This window comes from Collimonas sp. PA-H2 (genome assembly GCF_002564105.1).
Lineage (GTDB): Bacteria > Pseudomonadota > Gammaproteobacteria > Burkholderiales > Burkholderiaceae_D > Collimonas.
In genome coordinates this window covers 4,287,439-4,312,851 of sequence record NZ_PDBX01000001.1, presented here as the reverse complement: position 1 = coordinate 4,312,851, position 25,413 = coordinate 4,287,439, and the positions used below count along the sequence as shown (strand labels likewise).

Genomic DNA, 25,413 nt, shown 5'->3' with positions numbered 1-25,413 from the left:
GCGTGTCCGATCATGCCGATTGTTCATGCCGCTTGCACGCCGGTCGGCCACACTACTCCAGTCAATTTTTCCGACATTTCCCACAGGCGCACGCCGACGGCGGCATCGCGCGCGGCTTGCCCTACCCTGGCGTCGCCGACCTCCCCCTTCATTTCCATGAATCCCCGCGGTCCGTAATAGCCGGCAGGCTGCGCCTGCGGCGAAGTCGCGGCGAACAAGGTCGGCAGAGCGCCGGCGGCAGCCGACTGCGACGCCATCGGTTCAAGCAGCTTGCCGATGCGTTCCAGCAGCGAAGGACTGCTGCGTCCCAGGCCAGGCCCGGCGCTCTGCAGTCCGGTCCGGGCGTAGCCGGGATGGGCGGCATTGCTCATCAGACCCCAGCCGCCAGCCTTGCTGCGCCGCTCCAGCTCGAACGCAAACATCAGCATGGCCAGCTTGGACTGGGCGTAGGCCGGCCAGGGCTGGTATTTTTTCTGCCACTGCAGATCGTCGAAGTGGATCGCCGCCTGGATGCGGTGGGCGGCGCTGCTGAGATTCACCACCCGCGTCTGCCGCCCCTTGCGCAGCAAGGGCAGCAGGCGCCCGGTGAGAGCGAAATGGCTGAGGTAGTTGGTGCCAAGCTGGAGTTCAAAACCGTCCACGGTCTGGTGGCGGCTCGGCGGCATCATCACGCCGGCGTTGTTTACCAGCAGGTCGAGGCCATCCGTTTCGCCGCTGAGGCGCTCGGCGAACGCTTGCACCGAGGCCAGGCTGGCGAGATCGAGATTGGCGTAGCGGATCTGCGCTGTCGGGACGCTGGCGCGGATGGCGGCCAGCGCAGCCTCTCCCTTGGCCGGGTTGCGCCCGGTCAGCAGCACGTCGGCGCCGGCCTGCGCTAGCGCCAATGCGGTTTCATAACCAAGGCCGCCAGTGGCACCGGTGATCAACACCCTGCGCCCGGCTTGCGGCGGAATATCCTGCGTGCTCCAGCTGCTCATCATCACACCTCGCCAAGTGGAAATGCCGGCACCGGATCGTGGCCGTCGACATCGGTGGAAAGACTCACTGTACGCCAGGCAGCAGCGGCGTTGGTGCGGACCGCCTCGGCGCTCTCGAAATAATGCAAGGCATCGCTGCCAAGCAGCAGATGCGCCGGTGGACTATCGTGGTCGGCGATGCCCAGCACCACTTGCGCTACCTTGACCGGATCGCCGGCGGCCTTGCCGACATAGGCCGCCAGCATCTCGGCCAGCCGGCCGACCGTCGGCTGGTAGTCCGCCAGCAGTTCAGGCAAACGGCTGCCGGCGATATCGCCCCAGCCAGTGCGCATGCCGCCCGGCTCCAGCGAGACCACCTTGATGCCGAGCGGCGTGACTTCCTGCGCCAGCACTTCGGTGAAGCCGCCCACCGCCCATTTGGCCGACTGATAGGCGCTCAGCCCGGGGGTGCCGGTGCGGCCGCCCACCGAAGAGATATTGATGATATGGCCGCTGCGCTGCTCGCGCATGGTGGGCAAGGCGGCGTGGGTGAGATTCACCACGCCATAGAAATTGGCATCGATCTGGGCACGGAAATCCTCGTCGGCAGTCTGTTCGAACGGCGCGATGTGGCCGAAGCCGGCGTTATTGACGAGCACATCGAGCCGGCCGAATGCGCTGAGCGCGAGCTGCACCGCGGCCTGTGCCGCCTTGGCGTCGGTCACGTCCAGCGCGGCGACGCGCATCTGCTCGCCATAGCGTGCCTGCAGATCGGCCAAGCGGCTGGTGTCGCGCGCGGTGGCAACCAGCCTGTGGCCGGCGGCCAGCGCTGCTTCGGCAATGTGCCGCCCAAGTCCGCGGGCGCTGCCGGTAATTAACCAAACTTTAGACATTGCGGTATTCATATTCAAGCTCCATAAAGACAGATTAAAATGAGTGCCTACACACTCAACTAAACAATAAAATAAAACGGCTTATTTTTTTGAAACAGCACCCCAGAAAGCCTCAAAACCGGCTTGCTTATACTGCTCAAGCGCTGCCGGTTCACGCGCGATAAAGGACAAGGCAGTCTCCGCCAGCGATTCCATGATGGCGGCGACAAATGGCGCCGACTGGCCAGCTGAGCCGCCGGCGGCGACGATTTCATCCAGCATCGCGCTGACTTCGCGAAACGCCGCCCCGCCCTGCTGCTTGCTGGCCGCTGTGATGCGGTCCGACACGGTCAGCTGGCTCATTGCCTTGCGCTGCAAGGGCCGGCCGGCGCCCCATTCAATATAGCGGTCCCACACATGGCGACAACGTACTTTCAAGCTTTTGGCGGATGGCAGCCCGCTGGTCATGACGCTTGCCAGGTCGGCCTTGATCCACAGATACAGCTCATTCAGCAAGACATTCTTGTCAGCGAAATAGGTGAACACGGTGCCCTCGGCGACGCCGGCCTGCTTGGCGATTTTCGCGACCGGGCCGCTGACGCCTTGTTCCGCCGTCACTTCCGCGGCGGCGGCCAAGATGGCGTTGCGTTTTTCTTCACTGAGAGGCCTTGCCACATCTGCTCCATTAATTGAGTGCTTACTCAATCATATAAGATGCCGGAAAAATTTGCAAGCGCCGCGCAACGGGATTTGGTCGAACCAGACAGGATCGGCCGGCAGACTGCCGGCCTTGAAGAAAATGCCCTTGCCACCGCGCACGCTGCATCCTCGTGCAATATCAGAACTCAACCACGGCTTTGCCCCGGCCACGGCCGGAATGTCCGTAGTCAATCGCCTCACGCACGCTATCCAGCTGGAACAGGCCCGCCACCTCGGCCCTGACTTCCCCGCGCAGCAGCAGCGCGGTAATTTCCGCCAGCCGTTGCGGATCAGGCCGCATCTGAAACCACACGCCCGTGCGCTTGGCCGGCGTGCGGCCGGCCAGCTCGGGGGCGGCGGTCGACACCAGCACACCGTCGGCGCGCAAGGTTGGCCACAGCAAGTCCAAGGCATCGCCACCGACCAGGTCCAGCACCAGATCGACGCTGTCGGTCAGATTGGCGAACGGCTGCGGAGCGCGGTAATCGATGACCAGGTCGGCGCCCAGCGCAGCAACATACGCAAGATTACGCGCCGATGCGGTACCGATCACGCGGGCGCCGGCACGCTTGGCCAACTGCACCGCCATGCTGCCGACTCCGCCGGCGGCGCCCTGGATCAAGACGGTCTGGCCGGCTTGCAGCTTGCCAGTCTCGAACAGAGCTTGCCATGCGGTGAGGCCGGGCACCGGCAAGGAGGCGGCAGTTGTGTCAGGCAAGCCATCCGGCGTCGCCGTCAGCAAACCCGCATCGATCTCGACATAATCGGCAAACGCACCCAGGGTAGGCATGAAGCCGAACACCCGCATGCCGGCGGCAAAATTATCCATATTGGCGCCGACGGCATGCACCGTACCGGCCAGCTCCGCCCCCAGCGTCACAGGAAACGGCAGCTTGAAATAATCCTTCAAGACGCCTTCCCTGATCTTGCGATCGATGGCGTTGACGCCGGCCGCATGCACCCGCACCACTACCTTGCCTGGCGCCGGCCGGGGTATCTCGATCAAATCCAGGCTGAGCACTTCCGGACCGCCGTAACTGTGGATGCGTACTGCTTTATTGATTTGTTTCATGATTTTCTCCAGTTGTTGAGTCTCTAGCGTAGCCGTCTCACAAGAGATCCGATAGACTGTAAAATGACATATACCGTCTCAAATATGGAACATCATGGACCTCAATGCCTTGCGTGAATTCGTACTGGTCGCCCGCCACGGCGGTTTCGGCGCCGCCAGCCGCCAGGCCGGCATTCCCAAAGCCAGCCTGTCGCGCCGTATCAGGCAGCTGGAAGACGAGCTCGGCACGCGCCTGATAGACCGCAGCAGCCATGCTTTCCGTTTGACGGCGGAAGGCGAGCTGCTGCAGCAAGGCGCTTCTCCCCTGATCGCCGAACTGCTGCAGCTGCAGGAGCGCCTGCATCCGCAGCAGGAGCCGCGCGGCCCGCTGCGCATCAGCGCGCCGCTGCTGCTGGCGCATTCGACCTTGGGCGCACTGGCGGCTGAATATCGCAAGCGTTATCCGCAGGTGCAGCTGGAGATTGTCGGCGAAGACCGTTTTGTCGACCTGATCGCGGAAGGCTACGACGCCGTCATCCGCGCCAATCCGAAAGAAGACGCCGACTATATCGGCCGCTGCTTTGTGCGCGAACGGCAGGTGCTGGTGGTCGGCGGCGGCGCCAGCCAGATCGAACATGCCCGGCCGCTGCCGCTGGTCTGCCTGCCGCAACGCGCACGCAACACGCAGCTGAACGTGCTGCAGGACGGCCGCCAAGTCACGCTGGAAACGGCAACCATGCTGGTGCTGTCGTCGCCGATCATGATCCGCGACGCCGTGCTGGCCGGCGCCGGCGCCGGCATCCTGCCGCCGTCGTTGATCCGCCAGGAAATACAGGATGGCCGTCTGCGCGAGATCGGCACGCTGGCCGATACCGAAGTGGGCATCTGGCTGCTGTATCCGTCGCGGCGGCATATCAGTAGCAGGTTGCGGGCGTTTTCGGATCTGCTGCTGGAGCGCTTTCCCGATGCCCGCATGAGCTGACGGCAGGCAGCCAGCCGGCTGTCAGCGCAGCGAATCGGCATCCTCGACCTGCAGCTTCGGTTTCCACAAGGACCAGCCTAGATTCATGCCGGCGGCGGCGACCAGGATGGCGGCGGCGCCCAGCAGCTGGCTCAGTTGCAGCCGGTGGCCGAAAGCCAGGTAGTCGACCAGGATGGCGACGATAGGATAGATGAAGGACAGCGAACCGGTCAGATGGGTCGGCAATTTCTGGATCGCGCCGTACAGCAGGATATACATCAGCCCGGTATGCACCACCCCCACAGTGAGCAGTATGCTCCAGGCATGGACGCCGGCCGGCAGCGCCGACAAATGCGCAAACGGCGCCAGCATCAGGATGCCGACGCAGACCTGGACCAGGGCGATCAGGTGCGGCGCCGTGCCAGCCAGTTTCTTGGTGATGATGGCGGCGACGGCATAGCAGAACGCTGCGCCCAGCGCCATCACGATGCCGGCAAAATAATTGCTGCCGCCGCCGGCAGCTTCCGGCTTGGCCTGCACGATCAGCAGCATGCCGATAAAGGCCAGCGCCAGCCAGGTCAGCTTGGCGACGGTCAGGCGTTCCGAGAAAAACACGGCGCCGAGCGCCACCAGCATGAAGGGCTGGGTGTTATACACCGCGGTGGAAATCGCAATCGACGCGCGCGAGTAGGAGCCGAACAGCAGCAGCCAGTTGAGCACGATCGCCACGCCGCCGAGCGCCGCCAGGCCCAGCAGGCGCCAGTTGAAGGCGCCGCGCAGCAGCCCCAGCGCCGCGCACACCGCCAGCAATGTCGCCGCCCCGAATACGCAGCGCCAGAACACCACGTCCAGTACCGGCTGGCCGGAGACTACGACAAACCAGCCTATGGTCCCTGAAATCACCATGGCCGCCGTCATTTCGATAGTGCCGCTTACCTTCTTGTCCATGCCTCGCCCCGAAAATCGTCAGGCCTTGATAATCGCATTTAAGCAACAGGTTTTCCATGCCAGACGAAAGGATATTTGTGCGATATGCCTTACTATATAAGGCGATATCTATGATTTTCTGAGGAATCGAAAATGCTGAACAATATAGACCAGCGCATCCTGGAAATACTGCAGGTCGACGCCCGTATTTCACTGAAGGATCTGGCGGCGCAAGTCGGCCTCTCCTCGCCCAGCGTCTCGGAGCGCTTGCAACGGCTGGAAGAGCGCGGCGTCATCCGCGCCTTCACCATCGATATCGATCCGCAGGCGCTGGGCTACCAGTTGCAAGCCATCGTCCGCATCCGGCCCTTGCCAGGCAAGCTGTTGATGGTGCAGAAGCTGATCGAACAGACGCCCGAGTTCTGCGAATGCGACAAGGTGACCGGCGAGGATTGCTTCATCGCCCGCCTGTTCGTCCGTTCCATCGCCCAGCTCGACCAGATCATCGACCGCATCGCCGACAAGGCCGAGACCAATACCGCCATCGTCAAGGCGCAGCCGATCAAGCGCCGGCCGCCGCCGTTCGGACTGGCCTGAGCGCCCTGCTCATTCGTCGTTGAGCGCCTCGAAGCGCTGCGCCAGATAATCCACCAGGCTGCGCACCGACGGCAGCAAGCCGCGGCGCGACGGAAACACCAGGTGGATGAGGTCCTTGCGCGGCGCCCAAGCGGGCAGCAGGCGCAGCAGACTGCCATCCGCCAGCTGATCGCGCACCATCATGCTCGGCAGCTGCACAATGCCGACCCCGGCCTGCGCCGCATCGCGCAGGGCGATCATGTCGCCGCTGAGGAAGCGCGGCGTGTGATGCACGCTGGCTTGCGCGCCCTCCGGGCCGAGCAGGTTCCAGACATGGGTCTGCTGCGGCGCGCCCAGCGCCAGGCTCGGCCAGTCGTTCAGATCGGCCGGCGCACGCGGCAATGCGCGCCCCGCGCACAGCTGCCGGCTAGCGACCAGGCACTGGCTGCGCTCGGCCAGCACCCGCAGCACCAGGTCGCTGTCGGCCAGCGGCGGCGGCCGCACACGGATCGCGATATCGATCGCCTCAGCCACCAAGTCGACGCGGCGATTGGTCGCCTCCAGATGCAGCGTGACGCGTGGATGGCTGACCATGAAATCGGCCAGCATGACGCTGACATTCGCCTGCAGCAAAGTGACCGGACAACTGATGCGGACAATGCCGCGCGGCTCGGCGCGGGTGACGTCGATCGCATCCTGAGCGCACTCGGCTTCCACCAGCATCGCCTTGCAGTGCTCGTAGTAAGTCTGGCCGACTTCCGTCACTGAAAAGCGGCGCGTGGTACGTTGCAGCAGCCTGACTCCCAGCCGCTCTTCCAGCAAGGCCACGCGCCGGCTCAGCTTGGACTTGGGCATGCCGAGCGCGCGCCCGGCCGGCGCGAAACCGCCGTGTTCGACTACCTGGGCGTAGTAGTAGAGGTCGTTCAAGTCCTGCATTCCGCTCTCCTCATCGTTCACAATATAGAACACTGAAGATGAATTTTACACTCTACCGCCACCATTGTTCCTACTCTATCATTCTTACATCAACAATTTTTGCAACCTTTGCAAGGAGATGGAAATGAAAAAAGTCCTCGGCGTCTATAGCGCACCCCGCCCACACTGGGTCGGCGACGGTTTTCCGGTGCGTTCGATGTTTTCCTATGACAGCCACGGCAAGCAGCTGAGCCCGTTCCTGCTGCTGGATCACGCCGGACCTATCGATTTCAATCCGGCCAAGAAACCGCGCGGAGTCGGCCAGCATCCGCATCGCGGCTTTGAAACCGTGACTATCGTCTACAAGGGCGAGGTGGCGCATCGCGATTCGACCGGCCAGGGCGGCCTGATCGGTCCCGGCGATGTGCAGTGGATGACCGCCGGCGCCGGCATCCTGCATGAAGAGTTTCATTCGGAAGAGTTCACCCGCAACGGCGGCGCCATGGAAATGGTGCAGCTGTGGGTCAACCTGCCGGCCAAGGACAAGATGACGGCGCCTGGCTACCAAGCCATCCGCAACGCCGACATCCCGGTGGTAGCTTTGCCGGACCAGGCTGGCACAGTGCGCGTGATCGCCGGCAGTTTCGACGGCCATGCCGGCCCTGCGCATACCTTCAGCCCGATGAACGTGTGGGATCTGCGGCTGGCGCAGAACGGCGTGACTGAACTGACGCTGCCGGACGGCTGGAACTCGGCGCTGATCGTGCTGCGCGGCACGGTACTGGTGAACGGCGAAACCGTCAGCCGTGAATCGCAGATGGTCCTGCTGGACGCCAGCGGCAGCACAGTCGCGCTGGAAGCCAACAACGACGCTGTGGTGCTGCTGCTGAGCGGCGAGCCTATTGACGAACCTATCGTCGGCCATGGTCCGTTCGTGATGAACAGCGAGGAAGAAATCGCCCAGGCCTTCACGGACTTCAAGAACGGGCGTTTCGTGCCGGCGCCGGCGTCACAGTAAACAGATTGCTCGCGTGGCGTCAGCAGTCTACGGGCTTAGCTGCGGCTAAGCCCTTTTTGATATCTGCGCCAGGAGCGGAATCGAAGCATGGACATAAGGTTTTTCCGAATTCACCATTTTTCAGCTGTTCTTTGTAGTAAATTTCTCTGCAAATCAGGATCGCATAGTACTCGGCAAACCCTTGCTGGCCAGGGGCATCGCGGAATTGCGGGAAGGTATTAAAGCAACAATCTGATGTCAGTCTTTTGTGAAATATTGTCTCACGTCAACATAATAGAGATTGTGACAATAGAAAACTGCTAATATCCAAGCTCACTTAACTCCCTCGAGGAGCTTGGTCGTGTCTTCCCTGCTCACCAATATCACCGATTCGCTCCTGCAATTCAGCCAGGAGCGCCGTATCCTCCGAGTGAAATTTGCCCCCAGTGCCGGCTTCTCTGCCGACGCCTTCCTGCCCCATCAGCTCACTGGTTCAGAGGGTATATGCGAAGCGATGGACTACCGCTTGCGCTGCCTGACCACCGATATCGGCGTCCCGTTGAAATCGCTGATCGGCGTGCCGCTGGCCATGTCGATAGAAAACGACCAGGGCGGCCAGCGCAACATTTGCGGGATTATCACAGGCGCCTCGGAACTGGCCGCTGACGGCGGCTTTACGCTGCTGGAGCTGCATATAGAAGATGCCCTGTCGATCCTGCGCCACCGCAGCACCTGGCGCGTGTTCCGCAATCAGTCCATACGCGACATCACCGAAACGATATTGACGGAGCATCTCCATCGCAACAGCGTGCTGGCGCGCTCGTTTCAATTCAATACCGACGGCCTGAAAGAAACTTATGCCGCACGCGAATTCACCATGCAGGCGGGGGAAAGCGATTTCAATTTCCTGACCCGCATATGGCGCCGCGAAGGCATCTGCTGGTATTTCAGCCATGCCATCAATGGCGACTCGCCGGTGCATACCCTGCACTTCGCCGATACGCCCAATACTTGGAAAGACAATCCCGCCGGCAGCGTCCGCTTTCATCGCGCCGACGCCACCGAGAGGACAGACACCATTACCGCCTTCGAATCACACCGGCAGTTTGTCCCTGGTGCGTATCAGGCCGCCAGTTACGACTACAAGGCGACACGCAACAGCAGCGCCACCGAAACCTCGGCGATCAACCAGGGTAAAGCCGGCAATGCGCTGGCCGCAGGCCTCACCAACTATAACTACGCCGCGCCGCATGCGGCGGACAGCCAGGAAGAATTCGAGCGCACCACGCGCAAGCAGATGCAGGCCTATGAGCATCTCGGCAAGCATTTCTGCGGCGAAGGCGTCGTGCGCGCTTTCAGCGGCAGCATTGCCACGGTATTTGCGCTCACCGGCCATCCCGAGATCGATACCCATCCCCAGGACGAACGGCGCTTCGTGCTGACCCGCGTCGAGCTGTCGGCACGCAACAATCTGCTGCTGGATTCGACGGTGCGTAATGCGCTGCATCTTGATGTGGAAGGTCCGGTCTACAGCAACCGCTTTGAATGCGTCCGCACCAATGTCCCTATTGTTCCGACCTACGACCCTGCCTGCGTGCCGAATGTCGGACCGATCAGCGTGCGCGTCACTGGAAGTGGCGATAAGGAAATCGATGTAGATGAAAGTGGCCGCATCGCTGTACGCTTCTTGTTCACCCTGCCGGAAGAGCACGCCAAGACCGGCGCGTCAGATACGGCCAGCGATTCAGCGCGCCTGCGGGTCGCTTCGCCCTGGGCCGACGCAGGATTCGGCGCCACCTTCTGGCCGCGTGTAGGCAGCGAAGGCATCGTTTTCTTCCTGCAAAATGATCCTGATAAACCTGTGTTCATGGCGAATATCAATAACGCCAGCAGGACGCCAACACGTTTCTCCGGCAAGGGATCGTTGCCGGGTAATTCGGCGCTGTACGGGATTCGATCAAAGGAAGTCAAAGGGACAGGCTTCGGAGAGCTCCTTTTCGACGATAGTACCGGACAAACCAAAACAAAACTGTCCTCCGAGCTTGGCGCCACGCAGCTCAATCAAGGCTGGATCGGCCACCCGCGCACGGACGGCAGTTCCGAGCAGCGGGGGGCAGGCCTAGAAGCGCGCACGGATTTGGCGGGAGCCATCAGAGCTGCCCAGGGACTATTGATTAGCACCGACGCCCGCCCCAATGCCAGCGGTCAAGTATTGGATCGGCAGGAATTGATCGGACAATTGGAAACAGCTCTCGCAATCGCTAAACAGTTGGCAGAGCTTGCTACCACGCATGAGGCAGGCGGAACCGACACAGCTCCAGCTCAGAAACTCGTTGACCAGATCAAAAACTGGGATGCGGACAAACCGGGTGGCGCGGCAGCAATCGCCGTGTCTGGCGCGGCTGGTATCGCTGTGTCCAGCCCCAACTCAGTCACGACTGCCGCCGGCACCAATCTGGACATGATCGCAGTCCAGGACGCCAATTTGAGCGCAGGCCGCAAGGTGCAGGTCCGGGCCGGACAAGGCTTGTCGATGTTCGTACCGCAGGAAGATGCGAAGTTAATTGCTGCTACCGGCAAAATCCAGGTTCAGGCGCAGGCCAACGAAATGGAGCTGGGCGCCGCCAAGCGCCTGCACGCCTATTCGCTGGCAGAACTGCTGCTGGAATCACCAAAAATCACTTTGCGCGGTGAGGGCGCAGAAGTGACTATCGGCGATGGCAAGATTGTTTTCACCTGTACCGCACCAGTTGAGGTCCATGCTCCGGCGTTCAACTTTGGCGGCAGCGGCGGCGGCAATCTGTCTCTGCCGAATATGCCGCATTCGACGCTGGCTACCGATGAGCAGATCGCGTTTTCCGGCCGTAGCGGCAAGGCCAGGGAAAACCTGCCGTATGAAGTCCGCGACACTGCTGGCGCAGTGCAGGACGCAGGAAAATCCGCTGCCAATGGCGCCACACAAAGTACGATCACTGACAGCGTTATCAAGGCGCTGACGGTGCATTTGAAACCTTGAAGGCCTGACATACCATGAGTGAACCTGTTCTCCCGCAAGCCACGCGCCGATTGACGCTGCAATTCGACAAAGATGGCGAACCGACCTTCGCTACGGTCTGTAGTCCGAAGAGTTTTAGGAGTAGATCCGTGGCTATCGTGCCGCCGCGCCATGTGATTCCTGTGATTTTTGTGCCGGGTATCATGGGGACGAATTTACGTGGCAATGCGAAGTCCGATGGATATAAAAACAAATCCGCTTGGGAACCGCCTAATGGCAAAATGGCCGGCCTGGCTGAAGGTGGCTCACGCTCATTCCAGAGTGCGGTAGAACGGCAAAAGCAGATGAATCCAGATACCACGGAAGTGGACCCGACTGGCAAAGTAGCGTTGCCGAACGGCGTCGACACGCTTACGGCGGAAGAGGCCCGGCGGCGAGGATGGGGTGAATTGCATTGGGACAGCTACGGTCAGGCACTGGCAGAATTGGAGCGCGCTCTCAACGATCAATATGTAAATCCTGGCGCCAAAGAGCCGATAGAAATGGATGTGTGGAAATTAGCCAAAACGTTAAAGAAAGGAAAGCCAGGTAAGGAGGAGGACATTCTCAAGACCTGGAATCCAATAAAAGGGGATGCATCCCCTTTGACCAAGGACGAATTCACCCGTCTTGATGACTACTACTATCCAGTGTGGGGTTGTGGTTACAACTGGCTGCAAAGTAATGAGCAATCTGCACAAACTTTGCTGAAGCGGATCGATGAGGCGCTGGCCTGGTACGCAAAGACTAAATATTTCATCCCGGAAGGCAAGGTCATCATCGTCACCCATTCGATGGGCGGTATGGTGACTCGCAGAGCCGCGCAGTTGGGTGGTGACAAAATTCTTGGCGTGGTAAACAGCGTACAGCCGGTAGGCGGTGCGCCAGTTGTGTATCGCCGCTTCCGTGCTGGTACAGAGGTCGGTGGCGCGCTGGATATTCCGGGAGCGGTGGCTGCAGTGATTATTGGCTGGAGTGCAGCAGAAATTACGTGTGTTATGGCTAATTCTCCTGGGCCGATGGAATTGCTACCGACAAAACATTTCCCACCTGGATGGCTCCACATGGAAAGAAACGTTGATGGAAAGCGCCAGACAATTTTCAAATTGCCGGTGTCCGACCCTTACACCGAAATTTATTCCAAAACAGCGCAGCAAGTATGGTGGGGCATGATCGACGTATCATTAATTGACCCGGCGGGAATCGCTGAAAAGAATGATACGACTCCAATTAAAATGTATCGCGAGGCGCTTAAGGCAGCGAGCACATTTCACGATAACGCCGGACTTTATTGTCATCCAAATACCTATGCCCACTATGGCGCCGACAAAAAGCAAATTTCTTTCGGAAGTGTGCATTGGGTCACTTCTGCTGACATACCCAGTAACATCATGGACGGGTTACAAGGGCTGCAATCAGATAGTTGGACTAAATATGGTAAGGCACAAGTTGGAACTGAAAATGACGGTATAACTTTCAAGTTGCAAGACAAGGCAAAGCCCCAAAGCGACGACGATCCAGATGCCGGCGATAGTACTGTTCCTATCCAATCCGCCGCTCTCGTTGGCGAAAATGCGACGCATGTCTTTAAAATGAAAGGCTTTGATCACGCCGCAAGCTACAAGAATGAGAATGTCATCGAGAATGTGCTGTATTGTCTTGGGAAAATTATTCAGGGGGCGATCCCTGCTAAAGACTTACCACAAAATAAAGGAGAAACATGTTCCGCTCCCGCCCCGGCCTCTGCCAGCGACTCGTCCGAATCGGCTTCGCAACCGTCGCCTGCTTCGGCCTCTTGATTGCCAACGCCAAGGAACCTGTGATGAGTGAAACAAAAACGTACTGTGTTGGTCGCTTCTTAGTCGATGCGCCAAAAGAGGCCGAGATCAATGGGCAAGGTTATGAATTCATGTTCGCCAGGATTGAGTCTGAACAGACCTCGATTGATGGGAAAGGCTTTGCCGCCCGTATGGAACAACGTGAGGCTGCACTCAAGGCAATTAATCCTGATAAAGCCAGATCGTTGAAAGAAGCCTATTCGGTAGGGAAAGCCGGCAAGGTATTAGTGACCTTTGAAAATATTTTTGGCGATAAAGATTACGGCTTTGAGGCATACAAGTTAGATCACGACCGCTTGTTTTCTCTAAAGCAAAAAAACTATGATGAGGATGTTTTCCTCAACAAAATCTCTAATCGCCTTAAAAATGATCTGCTGCCCAATCTACGCGCTCGTGCTACAGAGGAAATTCCTACTGAGCCCGGCTTTTGTATCGAGAATGGCTTCATCGCTGACGATGGCAGTAAAGATCAGGCCGAGTACGGTCAAATCGGTTTCCGCTTCAAAGCCTGGCCGGATGTTCTCATCGTCTTTACAGCGAGGGAGAATGGGAAAAAACTCGATGACACGCTACTTCAACGATATGCAAAATCGCCAATCCACACGGAATACGCGGACGTCATTGGTCGCATAAAAACATTCCGCAAGGGTGACCGCAAAGTAGGACCATTGGCCGGTGAGGAGATAGTGCAGGCATATCCTACCGACGCGGGTTATTTTATTCACCAGTTTGCCTGGGATTCACCTGGTAAGCCCAATGCGGCATTTTCACCGAACGTCCATGTCGAGATGTTTACCGGACAGGGCCATGCTGGTGAGCGCACTGTTCGCCCGTCGCTGACAGACGACCAAGCCATTAAACTTTTTGACAGTGTAGTCAACTCGATCCGTCTGCGCCCAACAGGTCCGGCTAAAGTCAGTAGCGCAGACCCGACACCATCGTCGCCGCAAGCGCCGCTGGGCGAAGTTATCGCTACTGGCTCGATCTGCCCGCAGACCGGCTGGTGGCAATGTATCGAAACCGGGAATGTTGACGGCGGCCGTCGACGTTTCTTTAAAGCTGGCGAAGCGATGCCAGCCGCGGTTCTTCTCGGCGATGCCAGTATGTGGCAAACACTGCGCGGTCAGCGGCCTAGTCATTCACTAAACACCGTGTGGTCCCTGGTCGCCTATGAAGAAACAGCAGTAACGCCTATTGCAGCAACCGTTAAGACTGATGCGGACGGCACGCCAGGAGCCTCACTCCCTGGCGAACCGACGCCAGGCTAACTAGCATAGATGGAGGCCACATGCCAAACGTAATCAGGCTCGGCGATGCTACGGACCATGGCGGCAAAGTTGTCTCGGCCAGCGCGCCGTTCATTGTTGAAGGCATCGCGGTGGCCCGCGTCGGCGATACCTGCATTTGCCCTATCCAGGGGCATACCGTTTGCGTCATTGTCGAAGGCGACCCGAATTTCATGGTGGGTGGCTTGGCAGTGGCATTCGATGGACATAAAACAAGCTGCGGCGCGAGTCTGATTTCCAGTTTGTCGAATTTTGGAAAGTCTTGAGAAAACCACGTCTCACCATTGAAGACATGCAGTTCATTGCCGGCAAACGCGATGGCCAATGCCTGTCATCGGAATACGTGAATGCCCATACTCACTTGCAATGGCAATGTGCCGCCGGCCACCAATGGATGGCAATACCTGCCAATGTCAGCAAGGGTAGATGGTGTCCAAAGTGTCGCGGTTATTTCCCGGCGGAAGAGCACATAGCCATATTGACGCAATTGGCGCAAAAGCGTGGCGGACAGTTGCTTTCTACTGCCTACAAAGGCAGCGACGATTTGTTGAAATGGAAATGTGCTGATGGTCACGCCTGGATGGCCTCGCCTTCGTCGGTGAAAAATGGAAATTCCTGGTGTCCGAAATGCCTTGGCCGCCTCCCGAAAAAGGAAATGCTGGCGCAATATCGCCGAATAGCGCGTGAGCGTGGCGGCAAGCTACTGTCGACGGAGTACCTTAGCAACAGCGACAAGCTGACCTGGCGCTGCAAGTACGGCCATGTATGGGAGGCGCAACCCATCAATATCAAAATCGGCAGCTGGTGTCGCCAGTGTTCGGGACGTTGCACGGACGAAGAACACCATGCGATTCTTGTCAAGATAGCGACTGAGCGAGGTGGTCGGCTTGTCTCGGAGCGTTATCTCGGCCCAGACGCTAAGCTGACCTGGGAATGTCGTCACGGCCATCAATGGGAGGCGACGCGGACGGCAGTAAAATCGGGCGGGCGCTGGTGCCCGCAGTGCGGCGTTATTAATAGGTATGCTCGATCTGCCATGCAGAAATACCAGACCGCCGCTCGGGAGCGTGGTGGCCTATGCCTGTCAACCGAATACACGACCGCTCATCAGAAAGCCCAATGGCAATGTGCTGAGGGTCATGTTTGGTCGGCTTCGCCCTCGAACATCCTGGGCGGGAAGTGGTGTCCAAAATGCCGTGGGCGCATGCCACCTGAAGAGCAGCTCGCGCTATTTGCCAAAATAGCGCATGAGCGCGGCGGGAAATTACTCTCCACCACCTACGCCGGCTCCGATAGGCCGCTGTTATGGTCTTGTGCGCAAGGGCATTCATGGCCGGCCTTGTCCGGCAGTGTGAAACGTGGAGGCTGGTGTCCCTAGTGCCGAGGTCGGTACTCGAAAGAAGAAGCGCATGCGATTTACAGCCAGATTGCAAAAGATCGTGACGGGGAGCTGCTGTCGAAAGAATTCCTCACCACGACGGACAAACTGAGCTGGCTTTGCCACCGGGGGCATGTCTGGCAGGCGTGTCCGATCTTCGTCAAGCGTGGAACTTGGTGTCCGCAGTGCGCAATTCTCGACAGGTGTGGGCCGGAAGCGGCTCGAAAATACCTATCACCATCAAACCAGCGGGACGATGCCCTACAGCCCCAAAAACAAGCTGCCAAGCGTCGAGTAGCCACTCAACGAAAGTGAAGCGTAAAATTGTCATTAAGCTATTTCATAGCAAAGCCCATGTCATCCCACGCCCCACTCCGGTGCATCATGCATTGCCAACCCGCCAATGCATGTCAATCGCTAACATTTTGTTGGTGCTGGAACCCAACTGCGAATAAACTTCATCCTTTGAGATGAAATTTCATCCCTTGGGATGGAAGCAGCCTTCATCCAGGCAAGCATTGCCCATCAAAATTAGCAATCTGCAAACTAATTCAGCGCGCCCTTAAGCTTGGTGAAAGCAAACACCAATATCATGTGGCGGCACCAACCAACGCATCAACCGCTAGGAGAGTTACAGTGACTGCAAGTAAATCGACCATCATCTACACCCTGACCGACGAGGCGCCGCTGCTGGCGACCGCTTCTTTCCTGCCTATCATCAAGACTTTCGCTGCACCGGCAGGTATCGATGTCGTCAAGAGTGATATTTCGGTGGCAGCGCGGATTCTTGCCGAATTCTCCGACAACCTCAAGCCAGAGCAGAAAGTGCCGGACAATCTGGCCGAACTGGGCCGCCTGACCCAGCTCCCTGATACCAACATCATCAAGCTGCCTAACATCAGCGCCTCGGTGCCGCAGCTGATCGCGGCGATCCGCGAACTGCAGGCCGGCGGCTACAACATCCCCGATTTCCCGGAAGATCCGAAGTCTGATGAAGACAAGGCGATCCAGAAGCGCTATTCGAAGATCATCGGCAGCGCGGTCAACCCGGTCCTGCGCGAAGGCAATTCCGACCGCCGCGCACCAGCCGCCGTCAAGCGCTACGCCCGCAAGCACCCGCACTCGATGTCCAAGTGGAGCCCGGCTTCGCGCACCCACGTTTCGCACATGCACGGCGGCGATTTCTACGCCAGCGAAAAATGCATGACGCTGGCCGAAGCCTGCGACGTCCGCATGGAACTAGTCACCAAAGCTGGTGAAACCGTCGTCCTGAAGAACAAGGTATCGTTGCTGGCCGGCGAAATCATCGACAGCATGTTCATGAGCAAAAAGGCCCTGTGCGCCTTCTACGAAGAACAGATGGAAGATGCGCGCGAAACCGGCGTCATGCTGTCGCTGCACGTCAAGGCGACCATGATGAAGGTGTCGCACCCTATCGTGTTTGGCCACGCCGTGAAGATCTTCTACAAGGAAGCCTTCGCCAAGCACGGCAAGCTGTTCGAAGAACTGGGCGTGAACGCCAACAACGGCCTCTCCAGCGTCTACGAAAAGATCGCCACCCTGCCGGAATCCAAGCGCGATGAAGTGATCAAGGACCTGCACGCCTGCCACGAACACCGTCCGGAACTGGCGATGGTCGATTCGGCCAAGGGCATTTCCAACCTGCACGCACCGAACGACGTCATCGTCGACGCCTCGATGCCGGCCATGATCCGCCTCGGCGGCAAGATGTGGGGCGCCGACGGCCGTCCGAAGGACACCAAGGCGGTGATCCCGGAAAGCACCTTCGCCCGCATTTATCAGGAAATGATCAACTTCTGCAAGACCAACGGCGCTTTCGACCCGACCACCATGGGCACCGTGCCGAACGTCGGCCTGATGGCGCAGAAGGCGGAAGAATACGGTTCGCACGACAAGACTTTTGAAGTGCCGGCCGACGGCGTGGCGCGCATCGTCAAGACCGACGGCAGCGTGCTGCTGGAGCAGAACGTCGAGCAAGGCGACATCTGGCGCATGTGCCAGGTCAAGGATGAGCCGATCCGCGACTGGGTCAAGCTGGCGGTGAATCGCGCGCGCCTGTCGGGCATGCCGGCGATTTTCTGGCTGGACGAGTACCGTCCGCACGAAGCCGAGCTGATCAAGAAAGTCCGCGCCTACCTCAAGGAATACGACCTCGCCGGCCTCGACATCCAGATCATGTCGCAGGTACGCGCCATGCGCTACACGCTGGAACGCGTGATCCGCGGCAAGGACACCATCTCGGTCACCGGCAACATCCTGCGCGACTACCTGACCGACCTGTTCCCGATCATGGAACTGGGCACCAGCGCCAAGATGCTGTCGATCGTCCCGCTGATGGCTGGCGGCGGCATGTTTGAAACCGGCGCCGGCGGCTCCGCGCCTAAGCACGTCAAGCAACTGGTGGAAGAAAACCATCTGCGCTGGGATTCGCTGGGCGAGTTCCTGGCGCTGGCGGTATCGCTGGAAGACATGGGCATCAAGACCGGCAACAACAAGGCCAAGATCCTGGCGAAAACCCTGGACGACGCCACCGGCAAGCTGCTCGACAACAACCAGTCGCCATCGCCGCGCACCGGCGAGCTGGACAACCGCGGCAGCCAGTTCTACCTGGCCCTGTACTGGGCGCAGGCGCTGGCGGCGCAATCCGAAGACAAGGAACTGCAAGCCCATTTCGCAGTCCTGGCCAAGACACTGACCGAGAACGAGCAAAAGATCGCCGCCGAACTCAAGGACGTGCAAGGCCATGCAGTGGACATCGGTGGCTACTTCCTGCCTGACCCGAAGAAAATGGAAGCCATCATGTGTCCAAGCACGACTTTCAATGCTGCATTGAGCGCCGCGCGCGTCTGATTGCTTCGTAAGTAAAGCAAGACGGATCTGCACAGCGCTGCGGATCCGTGCTGGCAAGTTGCGGCTTGCCAGCCCCCCCCCTCTTTTCGACAATGACTTGAACGTAGTCTTGTCGCCCTACAGCACAATCAACGTTTATACTCTTAGCCGGCTTCCGGGAATCGCTAGTCATCGATGACTACACGCCAAGGGTAATCGTTCATGCCGTCTTCAGGACGGTGAGCTGGCCGCCCGACGCACGCCCCTCCCCTCAGTTTTGTAGAAGGCCCTGGCTAAAATGTCGTTTACGTTTAAATGCAGCTCATGCGATGAAGTCCATGAAGGCATGCCAAGTTTTGGCGCACATGCCCCGCTCAGCTATTACGAAGTTCCCGAGAGCGGCAGGACAGACCGTTGCGTCTTAGGCAGCGACGATTGCGTCATTGACAAGCAGTATTTCTTTGTTCGCGGATGCATTGAAATTCCCGTAAAAGGCGAAGCCGAGCCATTCAGTTGGGGCGTATGGGTCTCCGTCAGCGAAGTCAGCTATGCGGCCTGGCTCGAGCATTTTGAACAGGAAAAGCGCTCTCACATCGGACCGTTCTTCGGGTGGCTTAACGCATGGCTAAAGCCTTACCAGGACACCATAGGCCTGAAAACCATGGTTCACCTGCGCGATGACGGCATTCGTCCTTATATTGAACTTGAACCGACCGAACATCCGCTGGCCGTCGAACAACGCGATGGCATCAGCGTTGAACGCGTTGCGGAGCTTTACTCGCTCATGATGCATCAACACGATCAATGATGACCGCTAGCGGCAGTTTATCAAAACTCTATCTGGAAATTGTTCAGCAAGAGCAGCGCATCAGCCGGGTCGTATTATGCCTGGACGATAGCAACTGGATTGAGCTGACCGATATCGTCACAGAAGACGGGTTTACCGTGCCTGCGCCGCTGGGATGCCAATGCATCGTGACCGATATCTCGGATCGGCACTGGGGGCATGCGAACTATGAAATCGAATTCGCCTCGTCGTACTCGAGGGACGGAGTATTTTGGGCACGCGGCTTTCGTGAAGTGGACGGAATCCAGGGAGTGAAAACGCGGGACGCATAAAAAAACCCGCTCGCGCGAGCGAACGGGTCGTTGGATGCATTGGGCGGTAATCCTGCCACGTTTTGAAGACGCTGCCGACAGCAGCATCTTTTACCGATAAAGGAGAAGACTCCCGGAACCCAGTCCTATCTGGAAAGTGGCCCCGGCGAAAGGTGAATCTACTCGTTTATCGGTTCCTGCAAAAGGAAACGGCTGCGCCCGAAATTGCCGCGACTGCCGGCATTTTCACCGATAAAGGAGATGACTCCCGAAACCCAGTCCTATCTGGAAAGTGGTCTCGGCGAAAGGTGAATCAGCTCGTGTATCGGTTCCCATAAGGAAATCGGCCATGCCCGAAAATGCTGCGGATGCCGGCATTTTCACCGATAAAGGAGATGACTCCCAAGACCCAGTCCTATCTGGAAAGTGGTCTCGGCGAAAGGTGAATCAGCTCGTGTATCGGTTCCCATAAGGAAATCGGCCGTGCCCGAAAATGCCGCGGATGCCGGCATTTTCACCGATAAAGGAGATGACTCCCAAAACCCAGTCCTATCTGGAAAGTGGTCTCGGCGAAAGGTGAATCAGCTCGTGTATCGGTTCCCGCAAGGAAATCGGCCGTGCCCGAAAATGCCGCGGATGCCGGCATTTTCACCGATAAAGGAGATGACTCCCAAGACCCAGTCCTATCTGGAAAGTGGCCTCGGCGAAAGGTGAATCAACTCGTGTATCGGTTCCAGGGAAAGCGATAGTGCCGCGCATGTGGGACTCCATAACAATCGCACAGACGTGGAAACACCACGTTGCGCATCAGGAGAAAAATCAAGGTGGGATTTTCTTACTGAACCGGCAAGGAAGACAGCTACATCTTCCTTGCCTGGCATCTGGAGCGGGAGAAGAGGCTCGAACTCTCGACCTCAACCTTGGCAAGGTTGCGCTCTACCAACTGAGCTACTCCCGCATAAGGAGTTTCGGACGGGACTTGTCTAGCGATACAATCGCTTGGCTGCCCCGCCGGGGGTGCTGCGCCAAAATACTAATAAATACTGGTGTGCCTACCTTCCACAACCAATACATCTTACCAACTGCAAGGATGCCGATTCGGCTTCCTTTTTAACCTGGAGCGGGAGAAGAGGCTCGAACTCTCGACCTCAACCTTGGCAAGGTTGCGCTCTACCAACTGAGCTACTCCCGCGTATGGAGTCTGGAGGCGGGGGTCGGGATCGAACCGGCGTAAACGGCTTTGCAGGCCGCTGCATAACCACTTTGCTACCCCGCCAGGGGTATAACTATCGCAAAATCAAAGCAATATCGACTGGCTAGCCATCTGCCAGTCAACACGATCGGCTACTGATTTCACATAAAAAAAGGAAGCCTTTTTCCAGCTTCCTTTTTTGAATCTGGTGCAAGAGACGAGATTAACATCCCAGCCCTGTCTTTCCGAAACAAGAGACTCTACACAAGCCCGCCGTTTCGATGGACTGCATTATGCACCAGGTAGCGATACTTGGCAAGCGATATGACAAAAAGATTACCAATCGGCCATTTTCAGCCGGCTGCCGGACTGCCGCAAGCACTTTTGCAATAGCACGTTCAGCAACAGAAAATCTATCCAGAAACGACATGCGGTATCGCAGGAACACTGTGATCTATCAATCAACCCTGCAAAACAAGACCGCCGGACGAAGACATATTCTGCCACTTTTATTTATAAAAAAACAATTTTTCATGTATTTAGGATTTTACCTACGAAATATGCTGGCATTATCCTTCATTTAAAATTGTTTACTTGATAACATAAAATGTCCACTGGCCATGAAAGCCTGTGGGTGACACATCCCTTGCAAGCACTTGCCTGATCCGATTTTCTTAGGCGCCTGCCCCGGGCCTTGGGTAAGCCGCTGCTGCCATTCCACCTCGCACTATCATTTGACCAGGAAAACATAATGAACAGAAAATCAATCATCGCCATACTGCTGACCGGCTCCGCATTCGGCAGCATCGCCAACGCCGCCGACGGCACCATCAACTTCACCGGCAACATTACGACAGTCGCCTGCACCGTCGATCCGACGAGCGGCGTTACGCCCAACCCCGTCCTCCTCGGGAATGTCAGTACCACTGCCTTCCCGATTTTCGGCTCCTCCGCGGCACCAACCATGTTCAGCATCACCCTCAGCGCATGCCCGGCTACCGTCACCACTGCCAGGGCGAAATTCGACGGCCCCACCGCAGCTGGCAATCCTAACCTGCTGGCGCTGACCGGTGCGGGGAGCCCGGGCGTGGCCACCTTCGTTGGCATCGGCATCTACGAACAGGACAGCAGCACGCTGATCCCGATCGGCGCGCTGTCGGCGCCTGTCCCGGTGCTCGCTGCCAACCCCACTACCCCCATGAACTTCATCGCGAAATACGTTTCCACCGGAACGGTAACCGAAGGCACCGCCAACGCCACTAGCGCCTTCACCATCTCCTACAACTAAGACAGAACGACCCTGCCGGCGTCAGGCAGGCGATCTGGTCGCACAGTAAAAACCAGGCGTGATTTGCCGGCAACAACGACAGCAAATCACGTCCTTCAAGGAGCATACAGTGAGGTATTGGCTTACATCCGCTTGCGTGGTGGGCTGTTTCTTCGGCATCGCACAAGCTGCCTGGGCAGGTGTCGTGGTCGGCGGCACCCGCGTCGTGTATGACGGCACAAAAAGAGAAGCGTCCATCTCAGTCAATAATCCGGAAAAGGCAACCCCTTACCTGGTTCAATCCTGGGTGGAGGAAGCATCCGCCGAGGGGAACGAGAAGGCCCCCTTCCTCATTACGCCGCCGCTGTTCCGGCTCGATCCCGGACAGGAAAATGTACTGCGCGTCATCCGCACCGGTGGCAGTTTTCCGGAAAACAAGGAGTCCGTGTTCTGGCTGAACATCAAGTCGATTGCAGCTTCCGAGCAAACCGATGCCAATCAGCTGCAGATCGCCGTCAAGACCCGCATCAAATTATTCTTTCGCCCGCCAGGACTGAGCGGCAATGCGGCCGAGGCCTATAAAGCCTTGACCTTCCAGCGCCACGGCGACCAGCTGCAGGTAAACAATCCGACCTCCTATTACGTCTCTTTCTTCAGCGTCAAGATCGGTGACAAGGAAATCAAGGACGCCGGCATGGTGGCGCCGCAAGGCACCCTGAGCTGGCCGCTGCCGGCCGGCGCCTCCGGCCCGGTCAGCTGGGAAGCCATCAGCGATTATGGCGGCGTCACTGCCGCCGCCAAGGCCCCGCAATGACAAAGCAGCGCCGCCTGACCATAACTACCTTCTCCGGCACCCGTCAGCAGCATTACCAATTACCCCGGCGGCACAGCCCATGCCCATGCCGCCGAGGTGGAGATTATCTGCCATGAAAAAGTCCCACTGCTGCAAGCTCCCGCCAACCGACCTGACCGGATTTTTCAGGCGCTCGCGCTTGGCGACATTGATCACGACGCCGCTGATCCTGGGACTGGCCGCACATGCGCCGATAGCCGAGGCCAAGGATTACTTCAATCCGAACTCGCTGGAGAGCAATACCGGCGAGCAGAAGTTTGTCGACCTCAGCCAGTTTTCCTCCCAAGGCGGCCAGATTCCCGGCAACTACCGGGTCGACATCTACGTCAACGACAGCCTGCTGAGCACCCGCGACGTCGATTTTGTCGACGTCGACGGTAAGCTGCTGCCGCAGCTGACGGCGGCGCAGCTGGCAGAGATGGGAGTCAAACTGGCAGCATTTCCCGCGTTGCAGCAGCTGGCGCCGGCGCAGACCATCAGCGAGCTCGGCAAATATATTCCGGACGCCGCCAGCACCCTGAATTTCAGCCAGCTGCGGCTCGACATCAGCATTCCGCAAGCGGCTCTCAGCAGCGAAGCGCGCGGCTATGTCGATCCCAGCGAATGGGACCAAGGGTTGAACGCCGCCCTGCTGAACTACAACATCAGCGGCGCCAACACAAGGCGCGACAGCGGCGGCACCGACAACAACTACTATCTGAACCTGCGCAGCGGCCTCAATTTCAACGAGTGGCGCCTGCGCAACTATTCCGTCTACAACGACAGCAACGGCCGCAGCAGCTGGCAAAGCGCCAGCACCTTCCTGCAGCGCGATATCCAGTCGCTCAAGGGCCAGCTGACCGTGGGCGACAGCGCCACCTCCGGCGACATATTCGCCAGCGTACAATTCCGCGGCGCCCAGTTGGCTTCCGACGACAATATGTACCCCGACAGCCTGAAAGGCTTTGCGCCGGTAGTGCGCGGCATCGCCCGCAGCAATGCGCGCGTTACCGTGCGCCAGAACGGCTTCATCATCTACCAGACCTATGTGGCGCCGGGCGCCTTTGTAATTTCCGACCTGTATCCCACCTCTTCCAGCGGCGACCTGGAAGTCGTCATCACCGAAGCCGACGGCAGCGAGGGACGCTGGAAATACGCCGTGAGCGGTGGCCAGTACCGCTCACCGGTCAGCGGCAGCAGCAAGCCGGGCTTTCTCCAGAGCACCCTGATCTATGGCCTGCCGCAGGCCACGACGGTCTATGGCGGCCTGCTACTGTCTGGCAAATATGCCTCGGCCGCGCTCGGCCTCGGCCACGGCTTCGGCGACTGGGGCTCGGTCTCGGCCGACGTCACCCATGCCAGGACCGCACTGCGCGACAGCGCCAGCCAGACGGGCCAATCCTACCGCTTGCGCTATGCCAAGGACCTGGCCGCCACCGGCACCACCTTCACCCTGGCCGGCTACCGCTATTCCACCGCCGGCTTCTACGATTTCACTGAGGCCAACTATGCAGAACAGGACGTGTTCGGCGGCGGCCAGAGGCTATTCAACAAACGCAGCCGGGCCGAGCTCAACGTCAACCAGTCGCTGCAAGGTTACGGCAACTTCTACCTCAACGGCTTCCAGCAGGATTACTGGCGCCAAAACGGCTACCAGCGCAGCCTGGTCGCCGGCTATAACGGCAATTTCAGAGGCTTCAGCTACGGCATCGGCTATACCTACAGCCAGGTGCCAAGCGACGGCGGCCGCAACGGCAATCATCAGCAGCTCGCCTTCAATGTACAAATACCGCTGGGTGGCATGGGCGGCAGCGGCTTTGCCAGTTACGACCTCAACACCAGCAAACAGGGCGTCACTAGGCAGGAAGTCGGCCTCAGCGGCAGCGCGCTGGAAGACAACAACCTCAACTACAACGTCCGCCAAAGCTACGCCGACGGCCACGGCGCCGGCTCACTGAATGCCGGCTACAAGGCCAGCTACGGCGAAGCCAGTCTCGGCTACAACTACGGCAACGGCACGCAGCAAGTCAACTACGGCCTGCAGGGCGGCATCGTCGCCCACCCTTACGGCGTCACCTTCTCCCAGCAGCAGGGCGAAACCATGACGCTGGTGCGCGCGCCGGGCGCAGCCGGCGTCAAGGTGCAAAATAATAGCGGCGTCAGCACCGACTGGCGCGGCTATGCCGTGGTGCCCTATGTCAGCACCTACCGCAAGAACCGCATCGGCCTGGACACGCAATCGCTAGCGGACAATATCGACCTCGAGAACACCACCAGGACTGTGATTCCGACTAGCGGGGCATTAGTGCTGGCCAACTTCAAGACGCGCATCGGCAGCCGCGCCCTGATCGCGCTCAGCTACCTGGGCAAGCCGGCGCCCTTCGGCGCCACCGCTGTATTGATGGAAAACGGCGTGGCGTCAAACAATACCGGCATCGTCGGCTTGAATGGCGAGGTGTACCTGAGCGGCGTGCCGGATATCGGCGAGCTGCAGCTGCAGTGGACTGACGGCAGCGAGCAGCAGTGCAAGGTCAGTTTCAGCTTGCCGCCGCCAGTGGCGGATGCGGTTTCTGCGCTGCGTACGCTGCGTACTTCTTGCCAATGAACGAGAAGCCCATGATTTATTCGAGCGCCAAGCAGAGCAAAGCTGAATGACTTCACACCGGGAAAATATTGTGCATCCG

General features: G+C 58.6%; 20 protein-coding genes and 3 tRNA genes. 14 read left to right on the top strand and 9 right to left on the bottom strand.

What is annotated here, in order from left to right:
- Positions 1-23: 23 nt before the first annotated feature.
- The 4 genes from BCF11_RS19825 to BCF11_RS19810 form a co-directional block, all read right to left on the bottom strand.
- The gene (locus BCF11_RS19825) at positions 24-980 is read right to left on the bottom strand and encodes an SDR family oxidoreductase (protein WP_233212551.1); all 957 of its coding nucleotides are present in this window, start codon (positions 978-980) and stop codon (positions 24-26) included.
- A complete protein-coding gene (locus BCF11_RS19820; RefSeq protein ID WP_098497595.1) occupies positions 980-1,849 on the bottom strand; it encodes an oxidoreductase in 870 nt (289 codons plus the stop codon). Before BCF11_RS19820 ends, BCF11_RS19825 begins: the two co-directional genes overlap by 1 nt.
- Before the next feature lie 81 nt (positions 1,850-1,930).
- Positions 1,931-2,503 carry a TetR/AcrR family transcriptional regulator gene (locus BCF11_RS19815; RefSeq protein ID WP_098496266.1) on the bottom strand — a complete coding sequence of 191 codons (573 nt, stop codon included), beginning with the start codon at positions 2,501-2,503 and terminating at the stop codon, positions 1,931-1,933.
- A 163-nt stretch (positions 2,504-2,666) separates the two neighbouring features.
- Positions 2,667-3,599, bottom strand: a complete 933-nt coding sequence (locus BCF11_RS19810) for an NADP-dependent oxidoreductase (protein WP_098496265.1) — start codon at positions 3,597-3,599, stop codon at positions 2,667-2,669.
- A 94-nt stretch (positions 3,600-3,693) separates the two neighbouring features.
- Between BCF11_RS19810 and BCF11_RS19805 the strand changes: the two genes are divergently transcribed.
- The gene (locus tag BCF11_RS19805) at positions 3,694-4,560 is read left to right on the top strand and encodes a LysR family transcriptional regulator (RefSeq protein WP_098496264.1); all 867 of its coding nucleotides are present in this window, start codon (positions 3,694-3,696) and stop codon (positions 4,558-4,560) included.
- A 21-nt stretch (positions 4,561-4,581) separates the two neighbouring features.
- Here BCF11_RS19805 and BCF11_RS19800 read toward each other — a convergent pair whose 3' ends face one another.
- Positions 4,582-5,487 carry a DMT family transporter gene (locus BCF11_RS19800; protein ID WP_098496263.1) on the bottom strand — a complete coding sequence of 302 codons (906 nt, stop codon included), beginning with the start codon at positions 5,485-5,487 and terminating at the stop codon, positions 4,582-4,584.
- Positions 5,488-5,619: 132 nt separating this feature from the next.
- On the opposite strand from BCF11_RS19800, the gene BCF11_RS19795 reads away from it, so the two are divergent.
- Positions 5,620-6,063, top strand: coding sequence for an Lrp/AsnC family transcriptional regulator (locus BCF11_RS19795; protein ID WP_098496262.1), 444 nt, complete (start codon positions 5,620-5,622; stop codon positions 6,061-6,063).
- Between the two features lie 9 nt (positions 6,064-6,072).
- Here the strand turns inward: BCF11_RS19795 and BCF11_RS19790 are convergent, their stop codons facing one another.
- Complete coding sequence (locus tag BCF11_RS19790) at positions 6,073-6,978, bottom strand: LysR family transcriptional regulator (protein ID WP_098496261.1); 906 nt, start codon at positions 6,976-6,978, stop codon at positions 6,073-6,075.
- 124 nt (positions 6,979-7,102) lie between these two features.
- Between BCF11_RS19790 and BCF11_RS19785 the strand changes: the two genes are divergently transcribed.
- The 9 genes from BCF11_RS19785 (at position 7,103) to BCF11_RS19750 (ending at position 19,459) form a co-directional block, all read left to right on the top strand.
- Positions 7,103-7,975, top strand: coding sequence for a pirin family protein (locus BCF11_RS19785; protein WP_098496260.1), 873 nt, complete (start codon positions 7,103-7,105; stop codon positions 7,973-7,975).
- Positions 7,976-8,315: 340 nt separating this feature from the next.
- Complete coding sequence (locus BCF11_RS19780; RefSeq protein WP_143751384.1) at positions 8,316-10,970, top strand: type VI secretion system Vgr family protein; 2,655 nt, start codon at positions 8,316-8,318, stop codon at positions 10,968-10,970.
- Positions 10,971-11,098: 128 nt separating this feature from the next.
- Entirely contained in the window at positions 11,099-12,787 is a 1,689-nt protein-coding gene (locus BCF11_RS19775) for a hypothetical protein (RefSeq protein WP_199110946.1), read from the top strand.
- A gap of 23 nt (positions 12,788-12,810) precedes the next feature.
- Positions 12,811-14,094: a T6SS immunity protein Tli4 family protein gene (locus tag BCF11_RS19770; protein WP_143751383.1), complete on the top strand. Its 1,284-nt coding sequence runs from the start codon at positions 12,811-12,813 to the stop codon at positions 14,092-14,094.
- A gap of 20 nt (positions 14,095-14,114) precedes the next feature.
- Positions 14,115-14,378: a PAAR domain-containing protein gene (locus tag BCF11_RS19765; RefSeq protein WP_098496257.1), complete on the top strand. Its 264-nt coding sequence runs from the start codon at positions 14,115-14,117 to the stop codon at positions 14,376-14,378.
- On the top strand, positions 14,375-15,490 hold the full coding sequence (locus BCF11_RS27670) for a zinc-ribbon domain-containing protein (RefSeq protein ID WP_143751382.1): 1,116 nt from the start codon (positions 14,375-14,377) through the stop codon (positions 15,488-15,490). Before BCF11_RS19765 ends, BCF11_RS27670 begins: the two co-directional genes overlap by 4 nt.
- A gap of 636 nt (positions 15,491-16,126) precedes the next feature.
- Positions 16,127-18,361 carry an NADP-dependent isocitrate dehydrogenase gene (locus BCF11_RS19760; RefSeq protein ID WP_098496256.1) on the top strand — a complete coding sequence of 745 codons (2,235 nt, stop codon included), beginning with the start codon at positions 16,127-16,129 and terminating at the stop codon, positions 18,359-18,361.
- 277 nt (positions 18,362-18,638) lie between these two features.
- Positions 18,639-19,148: a DUF2199 domain-containing protein gene (locus BCF11_RS19755; RefSeq protein ID WP_098496255.1), complete on the top strand. Its 510-nt coding sequence runs from the start codon at positions 18,639-18,641 to the stop codon at positions 19,146-19,148.
- Positions 19,145-19,459, top strand: coding sequence for a hypothetical protein (locus BCF11_RS19750; protein WP_098496254.1), 315 nt, complete (start codon positions 19,145-19,147; stop codon positions 19,457-19,459). The genes BCF11_RS19755 and BCF11_RS19750 overlap by 4 nt, the downstream gene beginning before the upstream one ends.
- Positions 19,460-20,320: 861 nt before the next feature.
- On the opposite strand, the gene BCF11_RS19745 is transcribed toward BCF11_RS19750, so the two are convergent.
- The 3 genes from BCF11_RS19745 to BCF11_RS19735 form a co-directional block, all read right to left on the bottom strand.
- Positions 20,321-20,396 (bottom strand) — tRNA-Gly (locus BCF11_RS19745).
- Between the two features lie 158 nt (positions 20,397-20,554).
- Positions 20,555-20,630 (bottom strand) — tRNA-Gly (locus tag BCF11_RS19740).
- A 10-nt stretch (positions 20,631-20,640) separates the two neighbouring features.
- A tRNA-Cys gene (locus tag BCF11_RS19735) sits at positions 20,641-20,714 on the bottom strand.
- A 667-nt stretch (positions 20,715-21,381) separates the two neighbouring features.
- Here BCF11_RS19735 and BCF11_RS19730 point away from each other — a divergent pair.
- The 3 genes from BCF11_RS19730 (at position 21,382) to BCF11_RS19720 (ending at position 25,334) form a co-directional block, all read left to right on the top strand.
- Positions 21,382-21,918 (top strand): fimbrial protein, encoded by a 537-nt coding sequence (locus BCF11_RS19730; protein WP_098496253.1) that lies wholly within the window; start codon positions 21,382-21,384, stop codon positions 21,916-21,918.
- Between the two features lie 109 nt (positions 21,919-22,027).
- Complete coding sequence (locus BCF11_RS19725) at positions 22,028-22,711, top strand: molecular chaperone (protein WP_199110943.1); 684 nt, start codon at positions 22,028-22,030, stop codon at positions 22,709-22,711.
- 112 nt (positions 22,712-22,823) lie between these two features.
- Positions 22,824-25,334: a fimbria/pilus outer membrane usher protein gene (locus BCF11_RS19720; RefSeq protein ID WP_199110941.1), complete on the top strand. Its 2,511-nt coding sequence runs from the start codon at positions 22,824-22,826 to the stop codon at positions 25,332-25,334.
- Positions 25,335-25,413 lie beyond the last annotated feature (79 nt).

Coding starts and splice junctions, on each gene's coding strand:
- BCF11_RS19820 (WP_098497595.1), bottom strand. CDS start 1,849: ATGTCTAAAGTTTGGTTAATTACCGGCAGCGCCCGCGGACTTGGGCGG.
- BCF11_RS19730 (WP_098496253.1), top strand. CDS start 21,382: ATGAACAGAAAATCAATCATCGCCATACTGCTGACCGGCTCCGCATTC.
- BCF11_RS19765 (WP_098496257.1), top strand. CDS start 14,115: ATGCCAAACGTAATCAGGCTCGGCGATGCTACGGACCATGGCGGCAAA.
- BCF11_RS19795 (WP_098496262.1), top strand. CDS start 5,620: ATGCTGAACAATATAGACCAGCGCATCCTGGAAATACTGCAGGTCGAC.
- BCF11_RS19785 (WP_098496260.1), top strand. CDS start 7,103: ATGAAAAAAGTCCTCGGCGTCTATAGCGCACCCCGCCCACACTGGGTC.
- BCF11_RS19720 (WP_199110941.1), top strand. CDS start 22,824: ATGAAAAAGTCCCACTGCTGCAAGCTCCCGCCAACCGACCTGACCGGA.
- BCF11_RS19755 (WP_098496255.1), top strand. CDS start 18,639: ATGTCGTTTACGTTTAAATGCAGCTCATGCGATGAAGTCCATGAAGGC.
- BCF11_RS19790 (WP_098496261.1), bottom strand. CDS start 6,978: ATGCAGGACTTGAACGACCTCTACTACTACGCCCAGGTAGTCGAACAC.
- BCF11_RS19800 (WP_098496263.1), bottom strand. CDS start 5,487: ATGGACAAGAAGGTAAGCGGCACTATCGAAATGACGGCGGCCATGGTG.
- BCF11_RS19750 (WP_098496254.1), top strand. CDS start 19,145: ATGATGACCGCTAGCGGCAGTTTATCAAAACTCTATCTGGAAATTGTT.
- BCF11_RS19805 (WP_098496264.1), top strand. CDS start 3,694: ATGGACCTCAATGCCTTGCGTGAATTCGTACTGGTCGCCCGCCACGGC.
- BCF11_RS19770 (WP_143751383.1), top strand. CDS start 12,811: ATGAGTGAAACAAAAACGTACTGTGTTGGTCGCTTCTTAGTCGATGCG.
- BCF11_RS19825 (WP_233212551.1), bottom strand. CDS start 980: ATGATGAGCAGCTGGAGCACGCAGGATATTCCGCCGCAAGCCGGGCGC.
- BCF11_RS19810 (WP_098496265.1), bottom strand. CDS start 3,599: ATGAAACAAATCAATAAAGCAGTACGCATCCACAGTTACGGCGGTCCG.